This window comes from Citricoccus sp. SGAir0253 (assembly GCF_005877055.1).
Taxonomy (GTDB): domain Bacteria; phylum Actinomycetota; class Actinomycetes; order Actinomycetales; family Micrococcaceae; genus Citricoccus.
Genome location: NZ_CP039424.1, coordinates 1,453,370 through 1,471,483 on the forward strand (window position 1 = coordinate 1,453,370; position 18,114 = coordinate 1,471,483).

At 75.9% G+C, this 18,114-nt stretch carries 15 protein-coding genes; 10 read left to right on the forward strand and 5 right to left on the reverse strand.

Annotated features, from left to right (window positions below):
• Nucleotides 1–43 precede the first annotated feature (43 nt).
• Complete coding sequence (locus tag E7744_RS06490; protein WP_137773412.1) at nucleotides 44–2,686, reverse strand: DNA topoisomerase (ATP-hydrolyzing) subunit A; 2,643 nt, start codon at nucleotides 2,684–2,686, stop codon at nucleotides 44–46.
• Nucleotides 2,687–2,762: 76 nt separating this feature from the next.
• On the opposite strand from E7744_RS06490, the gene E7744_RS06495 reads away from it, so the two are divergent.
• Genes E7744_RS06495 through E7744_RS06505 form a run of 3 tightly spaced genes read left to right on the forward strand, consistent with a single transcriptional unit; the run spans nucleotide 2,763 to nucleotide 7,411 of the window.
• Nucleotides 2,763–5,486: a GNAT family N-acetyltransferase gene (locus tag E7744_RS06495; RefSeq protein ID WP_137773413.1), complete on the forward strand. Its 2,724-nt coding sequence runs from the start codon at nucleotides 2,763–2,765 to the stop codon at nucleotides 5,484–5,486.
• A 51-nt stretch (nucleotides 5,487–5,537) separates the two neighbouring features.
• The gene (locus E7744_RS06500) at nucleotides 5,538–6,248 is read left to right on the forward strand and encodes a DUF5998 family protein (protein ID WP_137773414.1); all 711 of its coding nucleotides are present in this window, start codon (nucleotides 5,538–5,540) and stop codon (nucleotides 6,246–6,248) included.
• Entirely contained in the window at nucleotides 6,245–7,411 is a 1,167-nt protein-coding gene (locus E7744_RS06505; protein ID WP_137773415.1) for an alkaline phosphatase family protein, read from the forward strand. The genes E7744_RS06500 and E7744_RS06505 overlap by 4 nt, the downstream gene beginning before the upstream one ends.
• 54 nt (nucleotides 7,412–7,465) lie before the next feature.
• Here the strand turns inward: E7744_RS06505 and sepH are convergent, their stop codons facing one another.
• Nucleotides 7,466–8,773, reverse strand: a complete 1,308-nt coding sequence (gene sepH, locus E7744_RS06510; RefSeq protein WP_137773416.1) for a septation protein SepH — start codon at nucleotides 8,771–8,773, stop codon at nucleotides 7,466–7,468.
• Nucleotides 8,774–9,149: 376 nt separating this feature from the next.
• On the opposite strand from sepH, the gene E7744_RS06515 reads away from it, so the two are divergent.
• Nucleotides 9,150–9,449, forward strand: coding sequence for a DUF4193 domain-containing protein (locus E7744_RS06515; protein ID WP_137774899.1), 300 nt, complete (start codon nucleotides 9,150–9,152; stop codon nucleotides 9,447–9,449).
• A gap of 112 nt (nucleotides 9,450–9,561) precedes the next feature.
• On the opposite strand, the gene E7744_RS06520 is transcribed toward E7744_RS06515, so the two are convergent.
• Nucleotides 9,562–10,098, reverse strand: coding sequence for a DUF3093 domain-containing protein (locus E7744_RS06520; RefSeq protein WP_137773417.1), 537 nt, complete (start codon nucleotides 10,096–10,098; stop codon nucleotides 9,562–9,564).
• Between the two features lie 63 nt (nucleotides 10,099–10,161).
• Between E7744_RS06520 and dut the strand changes: the two genes are divergently transcribed.
• The 4 genes from dut (at nucleotide 10,162) to E7744_RS06540 (ending at nucleotide 12,694) form a co-directional block, all read left to right on the forward strand.
• Complete coding sequence (gene dut, locus E7744_RS06525; RefSeq protein ID WP_210417170.1) at nucleotides 10,162–10,656, forward strand: dUTP diphosphatase; 495 nt, start codon at nucleotides 10,162–10,164, stop codon at nucleotides 10,654–10,656.
• 109 nt (nucleotides 10,657–10,765) lie between these two features.
• The gene (locus E7744_RS06530) at nucleotides 10,766–11,593 is read left to right on the forward strand and encodes a DUF3710 domain-containing protein (protein ID WP_137773418.1); all 828 of its coding nucleotides are present in this window, start codon (nucleotides 10,766–10,768) and stop codon (nucleotides 11,591–11,593) included.
• Nucleotides 11,594–11,634: 41 nt separating this feature from the next.
• Nucleotides 11,635–11,907: a hypothetical protein gene (locus E7744_RS06535; RefSeq protein ID WP_137773419.1), complete on the forward strand. Its 273-nt coding sequence runs from the start codon at nucleotides 11,635–11,637 to the stop codon at nucleotides 11,905–11,907.
• Complete coding sequence (locus E7744_RS06540; protein WP_137773420.1) at nucleotides 11,900–12,694, forward strand: DUF3159 domain-containing protein; 795 nt, start codon at nucleotides 11,900–11,902, stop codon at nucleotides 12,692–12,694. Before E7744_RS06535 ends, E7744_RS06540 begins: the two co-directional genes overlap by 8 nt.
• Here the strand turns inward: E7744_RS06540 and E7744_RS06545 are convergent.
• Entirely contained in the window at nucleotides 12,670–13,431 is a 762-nt protein-coding gene (locus E7744_RS06545; RefSeq protein WP_137773421.1) for a TrkA family potassium uptake protein, read from the reverse strand. The genes E7744_RS06540 and E7744_RS06545 overlap by 25 nt on opposite strands.
• On the reverse strand, nucleotides 13,428–14,171 hold the full coding sequence (locus tag E7744_RS06550; RefSeq protein ID WP_137773422.1) for a TrkA family potassium uptake protein: 744 nt from the start codon (nucleotides 14,169–14,171) through the stop codon (nucleotides 13,428–13,430). The genes E7744_RS06545 and E7744_RS06550 overlap by 4 nt, the downstream gene beginning before the upstream one ends.
• A 145-nt stretch (nucleotides 14,172–14,316) precedes the next feature.
• On the opposite strand from E7744_RS06550, the gene E7744_RS06555 reads away from it, so the two are divergent.
• Both E7744_RS06555 and E7744_RS06560 read left to right on the forward strand, forming a co-directional pair.
• A complete protein-coding gene (locus E7744_RS06555) occupies nucleotides 14,317–16,305 on the forward strand; it encodes an APC family permease (protein ID WP_137773423.1) in 1,989 nt (662 codons plus the stop codon).
• A gap of 100 nt (nucleotides 16,306–16,405) precedes the next feature.
• Entirely contained in the window at nucleotides 16,406–17,860 is a 1,455-nt protein-coding gene (locus E7744_RS06560) for a class I SAM-dependent RNA methyltransferase (RefSeq protein ID WP_137773424.1), read from the forward strand.
• The last annotated feature ends 254 nt before the right edge of the window (nucleotides 17,861–18,114 follow it).

The following is an 18,114-nucleotide window of genomic DNA, read 5'->3' on the forward strand; positions in this document are numbered from 1 at the left end:
GGGGCCCCGGGTCAGGGGCGCCGGGTCACGGGCCCCGGCCGGCTCAGTCGCCGGTGGTGACGCCCGAGTCGTCGTCGAAGGGCCGGGCGTCCTCGCGCGGCTGCACGGCCGGCCGGGCCGGGGCGGGGGCCGCGGCGACCGGTGCGGGCGAGGCCCCCGCGCCGATCGCCTCGATCGACTGGTCCATGGCCAGGCCCGAGCCGTCGCGCGCGCCGTCCTCGGCCGGCAGGGACCGGGCGACGCCCGTGGCCGAGGCCGCGAGGGCCGGTCCCGGCCCCACCCACGCCAGGGCCAGGGCCGTCTCGCCCTTGAGCAGCCGGTGGGCGCGCACGCCGCCCGTGCCGCGGCCCTTGGCCGGGTACTCGCGCAGCGGGGTCCGCTTGACCGAGCCGGACGCCGAGCCGGGCAGGGCCGGCTCCCCGCGCGTCACGGTCACGACGACGGCGCGGCCGGCCTCCGGGGCGTCCTCGCCCGCCGCGGCGGCCGGGACGGCGGCGAAGGACAGGACCTCGTCGTCGGCGCCGAGCTTGATGCCGGCCATGCCCCCGGCCGTGCGCCCCTGCGGGCGGACCAGCCCGGCGGCGAAGTGCAGCAGCTGCCCGGCCCGGGTGACGAACACCAGCTCGTCCGCGTCCTCCGGGGCCGGCCCGGCGCCGAGCACCTCGTCGCCGTCCTTGAGGGTGATGGCCTCGAAGTCGTCGCGGTTCAGCGGCCAGTCCGGGTTGACCCGCTTGACCACGCCGCGGCGCGTGCCGATGGCCAGCACCGTGTCCAGGGGCACGAGCGCCACGAGCGACTCGCCGCGCTGCAGGGTCAGGAAGTCCTTGACCTTCACCCCGGCCGCCAGGTTGGGCGTGGGGGAGGGGTCCGCCAGGGCGGGGATGTCCACCACCTGCACGCGCTGGACGCGGCCCGAGGAGGTCAGGGCGCCGATCTCCCCCCGCGCGGAGGTCGCCACCACGGAGCGGTAGGCGTCGTGGCGCTGCCGGCGGCCGGCGGGGGCCAGCGGCGTGTCGTCGGCGGTGCGGGCCAGCTGCCCCGAGGTGCTCAGCACCACGAGGCAGGGGGTGTCGGCGACCATGAGCGGGTCGCCGGCCGGCGTGCCGGGCAGGGCCGCCTGCGCCGCCGCGCCCCGCGTGGCCCCGGCCGTGGGGGAGGGGGCGGCGAGGTTCTCGGACTCCAGCAGCACGGTGCGGCGGTCGTCCCCGTACTCGTCGGCGACCTCCTGCAGCTCGGCCGAGACGAGCTCGCGCAGCCGCTGGTCCGAGCCCAGGATCGCCTCGAGCTCCTCGATCGCCCGGCGCAGCTCGTCCTGCTCGGCCTCGAGCTCGATGCGCGAGAACTTCGTCAGCTGGCGCAGGCGCAGCTCCAGGATGTGGTTGGCCTGGATCTCGGTGAGGTCGAAGACGCCCCTCAGCCGCGAGCGCGCGGCCGCCGTGTCGTCCGAGGTCCGGATGATCTGGATGACCTCGTCGATGTCCACGAGGGCCAGCAGCAGGCCCTCGACCAGGTGCAGGCGGTCCCTCCTGCGCCCCAGCCGGTGGGTGGTCCGCCGCCGCACCACGTCCAGGCGGTGGTCCACGTAGACCTGGAGCAGCTCGCGCAGCCCGAGCGTGCGCGGCTGGCCGTCCACCAGCGCCACGTTGTTGATCCCGAAGGACTCCTCCAGCGGGGTGGCCTTGTACAGCTGGGCGAGCACGCCCTGCGGGTTGAACCCGGACTTGACCTCGATGACGAGCCGCAGCCCGTTCTTCCGGTCGGTCAGGTCCAACACGTCCGCGATGCCCGTGAGCTTGCGGGCGTTGACGGCGTCCTTGATCTTCTCGATCACCTTCTCCGGGCCGACGCCGTAGGGCAGCTCGGTGACCACGAGCCCGGTCTTGCGGGCGGAGACCTGCTCGACCGCCACCTGGGCGCGCATCCGGAAGGAGCCGCGGCCGGTGGCGTAGGCGTCCCGGACGCCGTCGAGGCCCACGATGCGCCCGCCCGAGGGCAGGTCCGGCCCGGGCACGTGCCGCATGAGCTCCTCGAGCCCGGCCTCCGGGTGCGCGATGAGGTGCCGGGCGGCGGCCACGACCTCGCGCAGGTTGTGCGGGGCCATGTTGGTGGCCATGCCGACGGCGATGCCCGAGGCCCCGTTGACCAGCAGGTTCGGGAAGGCGGCCGGCAGCACGGCCGGCTGGGTGAACTGGTTGTCGTAGTTCGGGATGAAGTCCACGACGTCCTCGTCGAGCGACCCCGTCATGGCCAGGGCGGCCGGGGCCAGCCGGGCCTCGGTGTACCGGGGCGCGGCGGGGCCGTCGTCGAGCGAGCCGAAGTTGCCGTGGCCGTCCACGAGCGGCAGGCGCAGGGCGAACGGCTGGGCCAGGCGGACCATGGCGTCGTAGATGGCCGAGTCCCCGTGCGGGTGCAGCTTGCCCATCACCTCGCCCACCACGCGGGCGGACTTCACGTGCCCGCGGTCCGGGCGCAGGCCCATCTGGCTCATCATGAACAGGATCCGCCGCTGCACGGGCTTGAGCCCGTCGCGCGCGTCCGGCAGGGCCCGGGAGTAGATCACCGAGTACGCGTACTCGAGGAACGAGGTCTCCATCTCCGCGGAGACATCGATGTCCACGATGTTCTCCTGCTCCAGGGGGATGGCCGCGGAGGCCGGTGCGGAGGTCTTCTTGGGGTTTCGGGCCATGGGGTCTGGGGGTGTCCTCGTCGGGGGGAAGGGCCCGGACCGAGCGGGCCGGGCGGGAATTGTCTACTGTGATCCTATGGGCGAGACGCCGAGAACCCCCGAATATCCGGCCCACTGGGAAGCCGATGTCGTCCTGCGGGACGGCACGACGGCGCACCTGCGGCCCGTGGGACCCGAGGACGCCTCCGGCCTGGCGCGCATGCACGAGGCCCAGTCCCCGGACTCGATCTACCTGCGGTTCTTCACCTTCAAGTCCCGGCTCTCGCAGAAGGAGCTCGACCGGTTCACCCACGTGGACTACCGCGACCGGGTGGGGCTCGTGGTGCTGCGCGGCGGGGAGATCCTGGGCGTGGGGCGCTACGACCGCCTCGACGACCCGGAGGAGGCCGAGGTGGCCTTCAACATCTCGGACGCCAGCCAGGGCAAGGGCATCGGCTCGATCCTCATGGAGCACCTGGCCGTGGCCGCCCGGGAGAACGGGATCCGCCGGTTCACCGCGGAGGTGCTGCCGGAGAACCGCAAGATGCTCTCCGTCTTCCAGGACTCCGGGTTCGACATCTCCCGGCGGTTCGACGACGGCGTGGTCGCCGTCGAGTTCTCGATCGACCCGACCGCCAAGGTGCGGGCCGTCATGGAGTCGCGCGAGCACCGCGCCGAGGCCCGGTCGCTCGCCGAGCTGCTCGCCCCCGAGGCCGTGGCCGTCATCGGCGCCAGCCGGCACCCCGGTTCCGTGGGCTTCGCACTGCTGCGCAACATCATCGAGGGCGGCTACACGGGCCCGGTGTACGGCATCAACCCGGAGGCCCTCGAGCTGGCCGGGATGATCTCCCGCGCCACGCTGGCCGAGGTGCCCGGCCCGGTGGACCTCGCCGTGGTGGCCGTCCCGGTCCCCGAGGTGCCGGCCGTCGTGGAGGACTGCGCCCGCCACGGCGTCAAGGGCCTGCTCGTGGTCACCTCCGGCTACGCGGACACCGGTCAGGAGGGCCTGGCCCGCCAGCGGGAGCTGGTGCGGCAGGCCCGGGCCAACGGGATGCGCGTGATCGGCCCGGCCTCGGCGGGCATCATCAACACCGCCCCGGCCGTGTCCCTCAACGCCTCCGTGGCCCCCTTCCTGCCGGTGCGCGGCTCCGTGGGGCTGTTCTCCCAGTCCGCGGCCATCGGGGCCACCCTCTTCGCCGCCGCCCACCGCCGGGGCATCGGGCTGTCCTCCGTGGTCTCGGCCGGGAACCGGGCGGACGTCTCCGGCAACGACGCCATGCAGTACTTCGAGGACGACCCGGCCACGGCCGCCGTCGGGGCCTACCTCGAGTCCTTTGGCAACCCCCGCAAGTTCTCCCGCATCGTCCGGCGGCTGTCCCGGTCCAAGCCCGTGGTGGTGGCCCGCTCGGACGTCATGGGCCGCCGGCTGCCCCCGGGGCACGAGACGCGCACCACGCAGGCCCCGGCCGGGGCGGTGGACTCGATGCTCGAGCAGACGGGCGTCATCCCGGTGGACAACCACGACGACCTGATGGACCTGCTGCAGGCCATGGCGTGCCAGCCGCTGCCGGCCGGGCCCCGCGTGGGCGTGGTGGGCAACTCGCTGGCCCTGAACCGCGTGGTGACGGACGCCGTCGAGCGCCACGGGCTGACCGTGACCACCACCGTGGACGTGCCCGGGCTGGATGCCGAGCACCGCGTGGAGGACGCCGCCCGGACCATCGGGCGGGCCGTGCGCGGGGCCGCGGAGTCCGGCGCGGTGGACTCGCTGCTGGTGGTCACCCAGGCCGGCATGCACCAGGGCCCCGGCGACGCCGACGTGCTGGCCGCCGCGGTCGAGGAGGGCGCCCGCGGCTCCGGCGTCGCGGTGCTCGCCTCCTTCACCGGCGTGCTGGACCCCGACTACCAGGCGGCCACGGTGCGCAGCTCCGCCCCGGCCGCGGAGGACGGCGGGCTGCAGCGGGGCCTGCCCCTGTTCTCCTCCCCGGACCAGGCCGCGCGCGTGCTCTCGCGGCTCGTGCGCTACCGCGAGTGGCGCCGCGCCGAGGCGGGGGTGCCCGTGGAGCCCGCCGGCGTGGACCGCGAGCGGGCCGAGGACCTGCTCGAGGCCTGGACGGCCCGCGCCACGGGCACGGACCTCGTGCGGCTGTCCGCGGCGGAGGCGTGCGAGCTGCTGGACTGCTACGGGATCGCGGTCCTGCCCTCGGAGCGCTTCCGCACCGCGGACGAGGCCGTGGCCGCCGCGGAGCGGCTGGGGTGGCCGGTCGCCCTCAAGGCGGTGGACTCCTACCTGCGCCACCGCCTGGACCTGGGCGGGGTGCGGCTGAACATCGTGGACGCGGACTCGCTGCGGCGCAACGTGGCGCAGATGCGCAGCATCCTGGAGCCCTACGGCAGCCCCAGCCTCGAGGTGCAGTCCATGGCCCCGGCCGGCCAGGCCTGCACCATCTCCGCGCTCGAGGACCCCCTGATGGGTCCGGTGGTGTCCTTCGGGATCGCCGGGGACGCCGTCGACCTGCTCGACGACTGGGTCCACCTCGTGCCCCCGCTGACCGACCAGGACCTGGGCCGGATGGTCCGGGCGCCGCGGGCCGCGGCCAAGCTGTTCGGCCACGGCGGGCTGCCGCCCGTGGACACGGCCGCCCTCGAGGACCTGCTCGCGCGCACCGCCGCCCTGAAGGACGACCACCCGCAGGTGGCGCGCATCCGGTTCAACCCGGTCCTGGCCTCGGACCGCGGCATGACGGTCCTCTCGGCCGAGGTGGACGTGGCCAACGCGGCCCAGCGCACCGACTCGGCCCGCCGGGCGATGCGCGGCTGATCGCCGGGACGGCCGCGGGCCGGACGCGCGCGGGCCGATAGCATGGACGGCATGACCCCACTGCGCAGGAATCCCGGCTCCGGGCAGCATCCCTCCGGGCACCACTCCCCGGGACCGGCGGACGGCACCACCCCGCCGACCCCGCCGCCCGCCGCGGCCCACCGCGCGCCGGACGGGGACACCGGCGCCCCGAGCCTCGGGGCGGACCTCGAACGCGCCGGGTTCTACCCCGCGCTCGTGGCGGACGCGCTGGACTCCGTGCTCGACGGCCGGCCGGTCACGAGCCACCTCGTCCACGTGGACACGCACTTCGACTACGACGAGATCCACCGGCACATCACGGTGCTGGCCCTCGCCGGCGACGTCCTGGCCGCCCTGCACCTGGACGACCACGCCCTGGACGAGGCCGGCGAGCAGGTGATGGCCCAGGTGTCCACCGAGGTGGTGCCGCTGCGCCGCATCGACTCGGTGGTGGCGACCACCGTGCACCCCCAGCCGCAGGACTACCGGCGCGGCGATCCCGTCGCCGAGGTCACGCTGTCCGTGACGTGGGCCGGCGGCCAGCGCATCGACCTGGCGCCCGCCACGTGCGGGGACCCCGAGTGCGAGGTGGACCACGGGTACTCGGGAACGTCCGCGCGCGAGGACCTCGTGCTGCGGGTCGCCGCCGAGGCGGAGGGGCAGCGTGCCGTGGACTCGGCCCTGGCCTTCTCGCGCGCCCTGCGCCGCGCCACGCTCGAGGCGGAGCCGGCCGCGCGGTGACGTCCGCGCCTCCCGTCCCCGCCGGTCCGCCCTATGCCGGCCGCTCGCTGGCCACCGTCCTGACCTCCGCCGCCGCGGCCCTCGGCGCCCCCGGCTTCGCGAACGCGCTGCAGCTGCCGCGCACCCGCCGGGTGCTCGTCGTCATGGTGGACGGCCTCGGCAAGGCGGTCCTGAAGCGCCACGCCGGCCACGCGCCGTACCTGCGCTCCGTGCTGGACCGGGACGCCGTGACCCTGCAGTCGGCGTTCCCCACGACCACCGCCGCCTCGCTCTCCAGCCTCGGCACGGGGCTCGAGCCGGGACGGCACGGCCTCGTGGGCTACGACGTGCTCGACCCCGAGCGCGGCGTGGTCGTCAACCAGCTCGGCGGCTGGGACCCGGCCACGGACCCCGGGCGCTGGCAGCCGCACCCGACGGTCTTCGAGCGGCTGGAGGGCACCGGCGTGGACGCCGTGACGGTCTCGCTGCCGGCCTTCGCGGACTCGGCCCTGACCCGGGCCTCGCTGCGCGGCTCCCGGTTCGAGGGGGCCACCACGCTGCACGCCCGCTTCCAGCGGGCCCGCGAGGAACTGCACCGGGCCACGGGGCCCGTGCTCGTGTACCTCTACCTCAACGAGCTGGACAAGGCCGGGCACCAGCAGGGCACCGGGTCGGAGAAGTGGCTGCACGCCCTCGAGGAGATCGACGGCGCCGCCCGCCGGCTGGCCCAGGCCGTGCCGCCGGACACCGTGGTGGTGCTCACGGGCGACCACGGGATGGTCGACGTGCCGGAGTCGCGGCGGATCGACTACGCCACGATGCCGGCCCTGGTGGACGGCGTGGAGCACACCGCGGGGGAGCCGCGGCTCGTCCAGCTGTACTTCGCCGCGGATGCCGGCGACGCCGCGCGCCACGGGACGCTGTCCGCATGGCGGGCGGCCTTCGGCGACCACGCGTGGGTCCTCACGCGCGAGCAGGCCCTGGAGGCGGGCTGGTTCGGGGCCACGGACGAGCGGGTGCGCCCGCGCATCGGTGACCTGCTCGTCGCCGCCCACGGGCCGCTGGCGCTCTACGACGGCCGGCGCGTGCCCGGGTCCGCGTTCGAGATGGTGGGGCACCACGGCTCGCCCACCCGGGCCGAGCGCGAGGTGCCGCTGCTCGTGCTGCACCGGCCCCTGCGGTAGGGCGCCCGGCCCCGGGCGGTCCCGACGGCGGGGCGGGCCGGCCGCCGGGACGGCTCAGTCGTTCTTGCGGCCGAAGACGATCTCGTCCCAGCTCGGGACGGAGGGCCGGCGCGCCCGGCCCTGCTTGGCGGAGCGCGACGGCTTCGCGCCCTGGGCCGGGGCGGCCGGACCGCCGGTCGCCGCGGCTGCGCCCGGCTGGCGCTCGTCGGCCCGCCGCTCCTCGGGCTCCCGCTCCGCCGCCGCGGTGGCCTCCGGGGCTCCGTCCGCCCCCGCGTCCGCGTCCGCGTCCGGGCCCGTGGCCGGCTCCCCGCCCGTGGCGGTCGCGCCGTCGTCGTCGGCCTCCCCGGACGGGTCCGCCGAGCCCGGCCCGCCGTCCGCGCCGGGCTCGTCGTCCTCGTCCCAGTCCTCGATCCAGCCGTCGACGTCGGACGGGTCCGGCTCGCCGGGGCCGGCCGCCGGGCCGGAGGCGACCGTCAGGTGCGGCCGCGCCGCGGCGGGGCGCGGCTGCTCGTCGCGCGTGAGCATCAGGGCCAACTCGTCGTCGCCCTCCTCGTCCACGCCGAGGCGCTGGCCGCGCCGGGCGCGCAGGACGTCCAGCAGCTCGTCCTGGGACTCCTGGTCCACGGCCGGCCGGGGGCCGCGCGGGGTGGGGGCCTCGGGCTCGGCGGGGGCGTCCTCCTCGACGTTGAACGGCCGGTCCCCCACGGCGGCGAGCCGGCGCGAGCCGAACGGGCCGTCCAGGGGGTCCAGCTCGGAGAGCACCTGGGCCCACCGGTTCTGGTTGTCCACGTGGCGGCTGCCCGGCCGGAAGGTCCACAGGGCCGGCGGCCGGTCCCCGATGCCGGTGTCGGCGCCCTCGGCGGAGAAGTCCAGGCTCACGGTCCACGAGCCGTCCTCCTGCCGCCAGGCGTCCCACCGGGAGGTGGCGGGATCCACGCCCAGCACCGCGAGGCGGTGCCGGACCATGTCCCCGAGGGCGGCGGGCTCCTCGCCGAAGGTGCCGCGGTAGAGGTCGTGTCCCGGCGCGGGGGCGGCGACCTCGACCTGGCGGGCCTGCTGGGCGATCCAGTCGCGCTCCGCCAGGACGGGCCCCTCGTACTTGCGGACGCGCTCCAGGTCCACCCCGGACTCCGCGGAGACCTGCTCGGCCGTGGCGCCGGCGCGGATGCGCGCCTGGATGTCCCGCGGGGTGACCACGCCCTCGGCGGCGTCGGCCGCGCGGGCCGAGGGCCGGCCGATGGGCCGGGTGGCCGCCGAGCGCAGGGCCTCCGTCACGGGGAGCGAGAACTCCTCGCCGTCCTCGTTGCTCAGCAGCAGGTGCCCGCCGTCCTCCTGGACACCCACGAGACGGAGTTCCTGCATGTTCGTCCTCCACGGTCGGCTACGGTCGGTCGGACGCACGACGGCCCGGCCGGTCCTCCGGCGGGCGCTGGTCCTCCCCTGACTTTGCCACGATTCGGGTGCCCGTGCACCACGTCCGCCCCGGTGTGGCGCGGATCGGGCGGGAGCGCCCCGTCCTGTCCGCTCACAGCGATTTTGATTTCGGCCGGGGGTGGGGAACAATCTCCACGACGTGCGGACCGGACGGGGCCCCGGAAGGGCCCAGGAGCCCCGGTTCCACGTGGCCGGTTCCCCGGTCGTCCCTGCCGGTTCCCAGCGGACGCAGGCATGGTTTTCGGACATCCCACCCACGGCCGGTCCCCGCCGGCCACACCAGCGGAGCGTGAACACACCCCTTATGGCCACCGACTACGACGCGCCACGCAAGAACGACGACGAGCTCAGCGAGAGCTCGATCGAGGAACTGAAGAACCGCCGCACGGACACCCAGTCCGCCGTGGTGGACGAGGACGAGGCCGAGGCCGCCGAGGGCTTCGAGCTGCCCGGCGCCGACCTCTCCGGTGAGGAGCTCATGGTCCGGGTGCTGCCCGCCCAGGCCGACGAGTTCACCTGCGCCTCCTGCTTCCTGGTCCGCCACCGGTCCCAGGTCGCCAAGGAGAAGAACGGCATGCTCTACTGCACCGACTGCGAGGGCTGACCGAGGCCACCACGGGGCCCGGCGAGGGCCCCGCACGCGAGAGGCCGGCCAGGAGTGATCCTGGCCGGCCTCTCGCGTCCCCGGCGCCACCGGGCCGGTGGGGCCGGGGCCCTCAGCGGGCGTCGTCCCGCGCGCCCTCGGCGTCCCGGGCCATGGTCCCGCCGAGCGCCGCCACCAGCTGCTCGGGGTGGCGCGTGCTGGTGAGCCAGTAGGGGGTCCGGTCCCGCTCGTCGGTGATCTGGATGCGCACCACGGGGTCGATCCAGCCGCGCAGGCACATGTAGGCGAGGCCGTGCAGGGCCGGGCCGCGCTGGTACGTGGCGTCCTCGCCCCGGTAGCCGGTGACCGCGCCCACGTACCGGCGGTCGATGCCCGCCCGGCCCACCCGCAGCGTGCGGTCCGTGACCACGATGGCCGGGGTGGAGACCCGCAGCAGCACGGCGATCACGAGGAAGACGACGACGGCGGCGCCGAGGCCCACCTCCAGCCCGATCGGCACGAACACGAGGACGGACAGCCCGGCGATCATCAGGGCCACGACCCAGATCCACCAGCCCGGGCGCAGGCGCTCCTCGTAGCGCACGGCGTCCTCGGCCGTGGGGGAGGAGCTGGCGTGCTGGCCGGTGGGGTCGGAGGGGGATGCATGCATGCCTCCTAGAATCCCACGGCCCCGGCCCCCGGGCGGAATCGGCCGGTCCGGTACAGTATCGGCGTGCCCCAGCCAGCCGATACCCTCCCCGAGCCCGCCGTCGAGCGTCCCGTCGTCTCCCTGACCCTGCTGGACGACGGCATCGAGCCGCCCGCCTACGCCCTGCCCGGGGACGCGGGGGCCGACCTGCGCACCACGGTGGACGTGGAACTGGGCCCCGGAGAGCGGGCGCTCGTGCCCACGGGCGTGGCCCTGGCGCTGCCCGAGGGCTTCGTCGGCCTCGTCCACCCCCGGTCCGGCCTGGCCGTGCGCCACGGCCTCAGCGTGGTCAACGCCCCGGGGACCATCGACGCCGGCTACCGCGGCGAGGTGAAGGTGGCGCTGCTGAACACGGACCTGCGCGAGCCGATCGTCCTGCGGCGCGGGGACCGCATCGCCCAGCTGCTCGTCCAGCGCGTGGCGCAGGCCCGGTTCGTCGTGGTGGACGAGCTGCCCCCCTCCGATCGCGGGGCGGCCGGCTTCGGCTCCACCGGCGGCTTCGCCGGACCGGCGGCGTGAGCGTTCGGCGCGGCCACGCCGCTGGCCTAAGCTGGACGCGGCGCGCGCCCGGGGCCCCGGGCCACGCCGACCGACGACCGATGCGAGACGCGGAGAGGCAGGCTGGGCGATGATCTTCGGCCGGAACCGCAACGTCAAGACCGAGACGGTGATCCTCCCGGAGGAGCTCCGGGACCCCCGCGACCTCGAGGCCCCGGCTCCCGCCCCGGGCCCGGACGCCGCCGCGGGGGCCGAGCCGGCCGCCGTCGCCGAGGGGGGCGACGCCGGCGAGGCGACCGCGACCCGGGCCGGCGGCCCCTACGACGTCGCCGAGCGGCCCGGCCTGGACGGCTACCTCGACCTCGGCTCGCTGCGCGTGCCCCTGGTGCAGGACCTCAAGGTGCGCCTGGACGTCGAGGACTCCACGAAGCGCATCATCGGCGCGACCCTCACCCTCGGCCAGTCCTCCCTGCAGGCCCAGGCGTTCGCGGCCCCGCGCTCGGGCGGCATCTGGGACGAGATCCGTGCCGAGATCCGCGCGTCCGTGGCGGCCACCGAGGGCGCCCAGGTGGGCGAGCGGGAGGGGCCGTTCGGCACCGAGGTGGTGGCCCGCATCCCGGCCGCCATGCCGGACGGCAGCCCCGGCTGGCGGGTGGCCCGGTTCCTCGGCGTGGACGGGCCCCGCTGGTTCCTGCGCGGCGTGGTGGGGGGCGAGGCCGCCTTCCGTGAGGATGCCGCCGGTCCGCTGGACGAGGTGTTCTCCCGCATCGTGGTCGCCCGCGGCCAGGACCCCCACCCGCCGCGGGACCTGCTGCCGCTGACCCCGCCGGAGAACCTCCGCCCCGTGCGCCGCGGCGCGCGGACGGAGGGCGCCGAGGGCGCGGAGGGGACGGCCGGCCCCGAGCGCCCCGGCCAGCAGCCGCCCGAGCGCGGCCCGGAGATCACGGAGGTGCGCTGATCCCCGCCCCGTCCCCGTCCGGCACGCCCCACGGCGCCCCCGTGCGCCGCGAGGGCATGGTCGCCGCCGTGCGCTTCGCCGCGCCCGACGGCCCCGCCCGCTTCACCGCCGACCTCGTGACGGAGCCCGCGGGGCCCGGCGAGCTCGCCGCGGGCGGCGAGCGGCTGCGCCTGGTCTGGATCGGCCAGCGCGCCGTGCCCGGCATCGAGGCCGGCCGGTGGCTGCACGTCGAGGGGTTCCGGGCCGACCACGACGGCGTCCCCACCGTCTTCAACCCCCGGTACCGACTCCTGGCAGGTGCTCACCATGACTGATCCCGGCGCCCCCGCACCGGACCCGCTCGACGCCGCCCTGCGCCGCGTCGGCTCCGCGGCCGCGACCACCGAGGACGGCTCGCTGGACGTCCTGGCCACGGTGGGCGGCTGGCGCGGGCTGCTCGAGTCGGTGCTGCCCTCGGCCGTGTTCCTCGTCGCCTTCATCGCCACCGGCCACCTGTGGGGGGCGGGCATCGCCGCCGTCGCGGCCGCCGGCGTGTTCAGTGTCGTGCGCCTGGCCCAGCGCCAGAGCCCGCTGCAGGCCCTCGCCGGGCTGGCCGCCGTCGCGCTGTGCGTGGTGGTGGCCCTGAACACCGGTGAGGCCCGGGACTACTACCTGTGGGGGTTCCTCACCAACGCCGCGTACATCGCGGCGCTGTCCCTCTCGGTGCTCGTGCGCTGGCCCCTGCTCGGCCTGCTGTTCGGCATGGTCCGCAACGAGGGCCTCGACTGGAGGCGGGACCCCCGGCGCCGCCGCCGCTACGCCCTGGCCACGTGGTTCCTCGTCGCCGCGCTGGGCCTGCGCCTCGTGGTGCAGGTCCCGCTGTACCTCGCCGAGCTGCTGACGGCCCTCGGCACCGCCCGGCTGGTGATGGGGCTGCCGCTCTACGCCCTCGCGCTGTGGCTGGGCTGGCTCGTGTCCGCCCCGGCCGGCCGCTCGCCGGCGGACGAGGAGCGCCTGGAGCACCCCGTCCACCCGGTCCGCCCGCCGCGGGCGGGGGAGGGCGGCGGGACGGGGTCCCCGCGCCACCGCGAGCCGGATCAGCCGGCGGCCTCCTCCGACTGAGGCGCCGCCGGGGACTGTTCCGCCTGGTCCCGGACCGCGTCGCGCCGCGTCCGGCGGGCCGCCCGGGCCTGGCGTTCCTCCTCCGGCACGAGGATGTCCCGCAGCCTGGCCTCCGCCTCCTCCGAGGCCAGGAAGAACAGCTCGTCCCCGACCTCCATCACGTCGTCGTCGCTCGGCGTGATCGGCCGGGTGTCCCGGATGACCGCCACCACCGCCACGTCCACGGGCCAGGACACCGAGCCGAGCCGGCGCCCCTCCGTCCAGTGGCCGGCGGGCACGGTGAACTCGACCAGCGTGGTGCGGCCCGAGCGCAGGGTCAGCAAGCGCACGAGGTCACCCGTCTCCACCGCCTCCTCCACGAGCGCCGTCATGATCCGCGGCGTGGACACCGCCACGTCCACGCCCCACGACTCGTCGAAGAGCCAGTCGTTCTTCGGGTTGTTGACGCGCGCCACGGTCCGGCCCACCCCGAACTCGGACTTGGCCAGCAGGGACACCACGAGGTTCGCCTTGTCGTCGCCGGTGGCGGCCACGAGCACGTCCACCGACTCCAGGTGCGCCTCCTTCAGCACGGCGAGCTCGCACGCGTCGCCGATGAGCCACTTCACGCCGCGCAGCCCGGAGCGGGTGACCACCTCCGGCTTGGTGTCCACCAGCAGCACCTCGTGGCCGTTGGCCAGCAGCTCCCGGCCGATGGAGGACCCGACGGCGCCGGCCCCGGCGATGACGACCTTCATGAGCGCTCCCCGTTCCCCTCGACCGCCGTGTCCTGTTCCGCCAGCCCGGCCCCGGCCTCGCCGGGCAGCCCCCCGGCGCCCTCCGGGCCCCGGGCCAGCACCCGCTCCGCCTCGTCCTGCTCGCCGACGGCCATGACGGCGTGGACCACGTCGCCCTGCTGGTACAGCGTGCCGGCGTCCGGCACGACGCCCTCGCCGAAGCGGGTGACGAAGGCGACCCGCACGCCGGCCGCGGCCTCGAGGGCGGACAGCGGACGGCCAATCCACCCGGGGGAGACCCGCACCTCCGCCATGAGGATGCGCCCGGAGGCGTCACGGAACTCCCCGGCGAGGTCGGAGTCGGGCAGGATCCGGCGCAGCACCTGGTCCGTGGACCAGCGCACGGCCGCCACGGTGGGGATGCCGAGGCGCTGGTAGATCTCCGCGCGGCCGGGGTCGTAGATGCGGGCCACCACGTGCTCCACCCCGAAGGTCTCGCGGGCCACGCGCGCGGCGATGATGTTCGAGTTGTCCCCCGAGGAGACGGCGGCGAAGGCGTAGGCGTCCTGGATCCGGGCGCGGGACAGGGCGTCGCGGTCGAAGCCGACGCCGGTCACCCGCTGCCCGCCGAAGTGCCGGCCCAGGCGCCGGAAGGCGTGCTCGTCCTGGTCCACCACGGCCACCGAGTGCCCGCGGCGCTCGAGCGTCAGGGCGAGGGACGCCCCCACCCGGCCGCAGCCCATGATCACGTAGTGGGCCATCCGGATCCTTCCTCCCGCCCCTCCCCGCCGGCTGCCGGCGGGGCCGCCCCGTCGGCGGCGCGTGTCCAGTGTGCCACGGCCCCGGCGCCGGGTGTCCGTCCCGCCGGGGCCCGCCGCCGCCCCCATCCGGATGTACCGTGGACGCGTGACAAGGGTCCTGGACACGGTGCGCCGCGTGCTGGTCGGCCGGCCGTACGACACGGAGCGGCTCGGCAGCCGCCCGCTGCGCCGCGGCGTGGCGCTGCCGGTGTTCTCCGCGAGCGCGCTCTCCTCGGTGGCCTATGCCCCGGACGAGATCCTGCTGACGCTGGCCCTCGGCGGCACCGCCGCCCTGGCCCTCGGTCCGGGCATCGGCCTGGTGGTCGTGGCCGTCATGCTGCTGATCGTGCTGTCCTACCGCGTGTCCATCCGCGCCTACCCGCGCGGCGGGGACTACGCCATCACCCGCGCCAACCTGGGCCCCTGGGCCGGCGTGACGGCCGGTGCGGCGATGATGCTGGACCTCGTGTTCGCCGTGGCCGTCTCGGTCGCGGCCATGGCCCACTACCTCGCCGCGGTCTTCCCCGCCCTCGCCGGCCGCGAGCCGTGGGTGGCCGTGGGCGGCGTCGTGCTCCTGGCCCTCGCGAACGTGCGCGGCACCGGCCGCGGACGCACCGTCCCGGCGGTGCTCGTGTACTCCTTCCTGGCGCTGCTGTTCGGCATGGTCGCCACCGGCCTCCTGCAGGACCTGGGCGGCGCCCTCGAGCCGGCCCGCTCGGCGGCCATGGAGCCGGTGCCGGACGAGGCCTTCGCGCAAGGCCTGGGCGGGGCGGCCGTGGCGGTCCTGGCCGTGCGGGCCTTCTCCTCCGGCTCGGCGCTGGCCACGGGGGTGGAGGTCCCCGCCTCGAACGTGGACGCGATGGCCGCCCCGCGCATCCGCACCGCGCGGTTCGTCATGCTCGCCATGGGCCTGCTGGCCGCCGCCTCCACGGCCGGGGTGATGTACCTGGCCGAGCGCACCGGGGTGGTGTTCGTCCTGGACCCGGCCACGGGCCTGCGCACCGCGGCGGGGGAGCCGGTCCCCGCCGACTACGTCCAGAACCCGGTGCTGGCCCAGCTGGCCAACGCGGTCTTCGGCCACGGCGCGCCCCTGGCCGGCGCCCTCATGCTCGCCGTCGCCGTGCTGCTCGTGCTCGCCGGGCACTCCGCCTTCAAGTCCTTCCCGGAGCTGACCTCCCGCCTGGCCCGGGACGGCTACCTGCCGCGCCAGCTGCTCACCCGCGGGGACCGGCTCGGCTACACCAACGGCATCGCCCTGCTCACCCTCGCCGCCCTCGTGCTGGTGGCCGGGTTCCGCGCCCAGACCGCCCTGCTCGTGCAGCTGTACGTGATCGGCGTGTTCCTGTCCTTCACGGTGAGCCAGCTGGGGATGGTGCGGCACTGGACGCGGGTGCTCGTCCAGACCCCCGGCACGCGCGCGCGGCAGGCCGTGCGGACCCGCCGGGCCGTGAACCTCATCGGCTTCGTCGTGGCCGCCCTCGTGGCGGTCGTGGTGCTCATCACCCGGTTCTCCCAGGGCGCGTGGGTCGCGCTGCTGGCCATCGCGGCCATGGTGTTCGTCATGTCCCGCATCCGCGCCCACTACGAGGCCGTGGCCGCCGAGCTCGACCTGACGCCGGCCGAGGACGCCCGGGCCCTGCCCTCCCGCGTGCACGCGATCGTGCTCGTCATGGGGGTGCAGCGCCCCACCCTGCGCGCCCTGGCCTACGCCCGGGCCTCCCGGCCCTCCAGCATCGAGGCGGTCGTGGTGGACCTGGACAAGGAGGCCACCCGGTCCCTGCTGGCGGAGTGGGACCGGCTGGAGCTGCCGGTGCCCGTCACGGTGCTCGCCTCCCCGTACCGCGAGATGGCCGAGCCGCTGATCCGGCACCTGCGGGCGTTGCGCCGCACCTCCCCGCGCGACCTCGTGGTGGTCTACATCCCGGAGTACGTGGTGGCCCGCGGCTGGCAGTCCCTGCTGCACAACCGGACGGCCGCCCGCATCAAGGACCGCCTGCACCGCGAGCCCGGCGTGATGATCGCCTCGGTGCCGTGGCAGCTCTCCGGACGCGAGCCGTCCGGGGCGGCGGTCGAGGCCGGGGCGAAGGCCCAGTAGAGTCAGGGTCCAGGGGGCCGGGCCGCCCGCCGCGACGGCGCGGGCCCCCGGACCCGCGGCCCACGAGCCAGCAGCACGAGCCAGCAGGAGGACGCCGAGGATGACCAGCATCCATGACCACCGGACCGCCGAGGCGGCCCGGGACCCGCTGCGCGAGCCCACCGGCGCCTCCGTCCCCGAGGTGCTGACCCTGGAGACGGGCCCGATGGCCCACGGGGGCCACTGCGTGGCCCGGCACGACGGCCGGGTCGTCTTCGTCCGGCACGCCATCCCCGGGGAGGTGGTCCGGGCCGTGGTGACCGAGGCCGGTGACGGGGCGCGGTTCTGGCGGGCCGACGTCGTGGAGGTGCTGCAGCCCTCGGAGTTCCGCCGCACGCACCAGTGGAAGCTGGCGGACTCCCTGCGGGCCCACACCGCCGGACGGCTGCCGGTGGGCGGGGCCGAGTACGGCCACATCGTGCTGCCCCACCAGCGCCGGCTCAAGGCCCAGGTCTTCCGGGACACGGTGGCGCGGATCGCCGGGCTGCAGCTGGACGTGCACGTCACGGGCGCCCCGGGGGACGACCCCTCGGGGCTGCACTGGCGCACGCGCAACGCCTTCGCGGTGACCCCCACGGGCCGGCTGGCCATGCACGCCCACCGCTCCACCGTGCTCGTCCCGGTGCGGAACATGCCCCTGGGCGTGCCGGAACTGGACGCCCTGAAGCTGTGGGAACTGGACCTGGCCGGGATCGAGCGCGTGGACGTGGCCACCCCGGCCGGCGGCGACTCTGCCCTCGTCCTGTTCACCCCGGCCGAGGGCGTGGATCCCGGCCCGCTCGCCGGCCGCATGCACCGGCAGACCGCCCGGCTGCCCGAGGGCACCTCCGTGGCCCTGCTGCTGCCCCCCGAGCGGCCGGAGGACCGGCCCGGGCTGCAGCGGCTGCGGGGCCGGACCTGGACCCAGGAGGTCGTCACCACGCGCGAGCACGGCACCCGGTCGTTCCGGATCACCGGCGACGGGTTCTGGCAGGTGCACCGCGCGGCGCCGTCCATGCTGGTCGAGGCCGTGATGGCCGCCGCCGACCCGCGGCCGGGGCAGGTCGTCGCCGACCTGTACGCCGGGGCCGGGCTGTTCTCCGCGTTCCTGGCGGACGCCGTCGGGCCCGAGGGCCTCGTGCTCTCCGTGGAGGCCTCCCCGGGGGCCAGCCGCGACGCGCGGCGCAACCTGCACGGCGTGGCGCAGGCGGCCGTGCTCAACGGGCTGACGGACCGGGTCCTGGGCGGGTGGCTCAAGCAGCGCACCGCCCCCGTGGCCGAGTGCGGCCTAGACGGCCGGCGCGTGGACACCGTGGTCCTCGACCCGCCGCGCGCGGGGGCGGGGAAGACCGCCGTGGAGCGGATCCACCGGCTGGCCCCCGACCGGATCGTCTACGTCTCGTGCGATCCGGCCTCCTTCGCCCGCGACCTCGGCCTGCTGACCCAGGCCGGCTGGACCGCGGAGTCCGTGGACGTCTACGACCTGTACCCGGACACCCACCACATGGAGTCGGTCGCCCTCCTCGTCCGGCGCTGAGCGGGGCCGGCCGGGATTCCTTGACGGGCTGTCAAGAAACGGCGTCTCGGCCCGTGCCACGACGCCGATCCGCGCGGACGTGGGGATAGGATGGTCGGCGAGCCCCCCGCGAAGACGTCGTCGTCGTCGCGGGACCGGCACCTGGCCGTGACCACCGGTCCGGGACCGCCCGCACGCGGTGCCGGAGCGCACCGGTGAGCGGCAATGGCACTCAAGACCGGCCAATCGCCCTGACCGCAGGGCGGGAAGAGGAG

Coding starts and splice junctions, on each gene's coding strand:
- E7744_RS06490 (WP_137773412.1), bottom strand. CDS start 2,686: ATGGCCCGAAACCCCAAGAAGACCTCCGCACCGGCCTCCGCGGCCATC.
- E7744_RS06495 (WP_137773413.1), top strand. CDS start 2,763: ATGGGCGAGACGCCGAGAACCCCCGAATATCCGGCCCACTGGGAAGCC.
- E7744_RS06500 (WP_137773414.1), top strand. CDS start 5,538: ATGACCCCACTGCGCAGGAATCCCGGCTCCGGGCAGCATCCCTCCGGG.
- sepH (WP_137773416.1), bottom strand. CDS start 8,773: ATGCAGGAACTCCGTCTCGTGGGTGTCCAGGAGGACGGCGGGCACCTG.
- E7744_RS06515 (WP_137774899.1), top strand. CDS start 9,150: ATGGCCACCGACTACGACGCGCCACGCAAGAACGACGACGAGCTCAGC.
- E7744_RS06520 (WP_137773417.1), bottom strand. CDS start 10,098: ATGCATGCATCCCCCTCCGACCCCACCGGCCAGCACGCCAGCTCCTCC.
- E7744_RS06530 (WP_137773418.1), top strand. CDS start 10,766: ATGATCTTCGGCCGGAACCGCAACGTCAAGACCGAGACGGTGATCCTC.
- E7744_RS06540 (WP_137773420.1), top strand. CDS start 11,900: ATGACTGATCCCGGCGCCCCCGCACCGGACCCGCTCGACGCCGCCCTG.
- E7744_RS06545 (WP_137773421.1), bottom strand. CDS start 13,431: ATGAAGGTCGTCATCGCCGGGGCCGGCGCCGTCGGGTCCTCCATCGGC.
- E7744_RS06550 (WP_137773422.1), bottom strand. CDS start 14,171: ATGGCCCACTACGTGATCATGGGCTGCGGCCGGGTGGGGGCGTCCCTC.
- E7744_RS06560 (WP_137773424.1), top strand. CDS start 16,406: ATGACCAGCATCCATGACCACCGGACCGCCGAGGCGGCCCGGGACCCG.